Raw genomic sequence first — 1,334 nt, forward strand, 5'->3', positions numbered from 1 at the left:
ATGGACAATGCTGTAGCGAAGATACAGCAATCCACACAAAAACAGCGCCCTTATTGGGCCTATCACGATGCCTATCAATATATTGAAAATGCCACAAAAATAAAGCTGGCAGGTAGCTTAAGCCCAGACCATCACCTTGCCCCAAAAGCAAGTCAACTGCGTTGGCTTAATGACAATCGTCCAGCCAAACAGATGTGCTTAGTCAATCAGAGCACCGCTAGCAAAGGATTGCTTGCCAAATTGCAACCTATCAATACCACTGTCCAAATCGAAGACATGAGCGATAGCGAAGACTTTGTAGAAGGATGGACAGCAATGGCTCAGCAAATCCACCAATGCATATCCTAGAATAGGAAGCCATTCGTTAGGGTTGTTCTAGAAGCTAGAGTTTTTAGGAAGAGTGAGACAGCTGTTTTTCAAGTATCTGCTATGGCTACGTAACATAGCAATACCAGTGGGTTGCGTTAGGTGACTGATAAAAGTCATATTTTACTTGCTTAATAGTGGCTGTCTCCTTATAATAAGTGGCGTTTTATTTTGGTTTAAAGGTAATGCCTGTAGAGTAAGTCATTTACGGATAAAAGTGTCGCAAGTATGCTATATTATCCCAATGCTGAAAGGCTATAGGAATATCGATGACCAAGCCTGCCAAACGCACGCAAAAAGATAAAATAGGCATCTATATCAAACGGCAAGCATGGATATTGTTTATCCTTATCATTATTGCTTGGGTTATAGATACGATTTGGTTACGTAGTGAGCTTACTGTAGCAAAGAGCGCCGCCATTGGTGCACTGCTCAGTTTTACGACTCAAGCCGTTTTTGCTTTTTTTATCTTTTGGTACACTGGATATCGCGCACGCCAACATATCGTTAGCCAGCTATATCGAGGTCAGATGGCTAAATGGCTGTTGACTGTGTTTGGTTTCGCACTAATTTTTATTACCGTACAACCCCTATCGGCGCCTGCGCTGTTTATCGGTTTTATGGTAATGCAAATTAGTCACAGTTGGATGTTGTGGCATATACGCTAGCGCTAATAAATGATCACTACATAGATAATTTATTCATAGTACTGGCAAGTCACCCTGCCGTCCAACTTCTCTATGACTAGTTCAGAAAGTCAAAGTACAAAACTGTCACATGACAGCACCAATGATTATAAAAATCGAAGTATGAGCCTCTATGTCAGGCGCAGTATGCAACGACACAGTGATAGGGTAAAGCTGACCCAGCTATTAGCCTCACTGATGATTAAATTTTTACAGTTTAGTTATGGACGACTAACTATATTAGTAGCCGTTATTGTCAGCTAACTTATTCATACAGTGGAT

At 41.2% G+C, this 1,334-nt stretch carries 1 protein-coding gene and 1 pseudogene; both read left to right on the forward strand.

All coding sequences use genetic code 11. The features are described 5' to 3' along the window. Nucleotides 1-348 (forward strand): annotated as a pseudogene (locus tag ACS8FC_RS14220) (zinc ABC transporter substrate-binding protein); the annotation flags it as partial. A gap of 287 nt (nucleotides 349-635) precedes the next feature. Beyond that, nucleotides 636-1,034: an ATP synthase subunit I gene (locus ACS8FC_RS14225; protein ID WP_075106458.1), complete on the forward strand. Its 399-nt coding sequence runs from the start codon at nucleotides 636-638 to the stop codon at nucleotides 1,032-1,034. Nucleotides 1,035-1,334: the final 300 nt, after the last annotated feature.

The sequence above is a fragment of the Psychrobacter sp. 1Y4 genome (assembly GCF_051847555.1).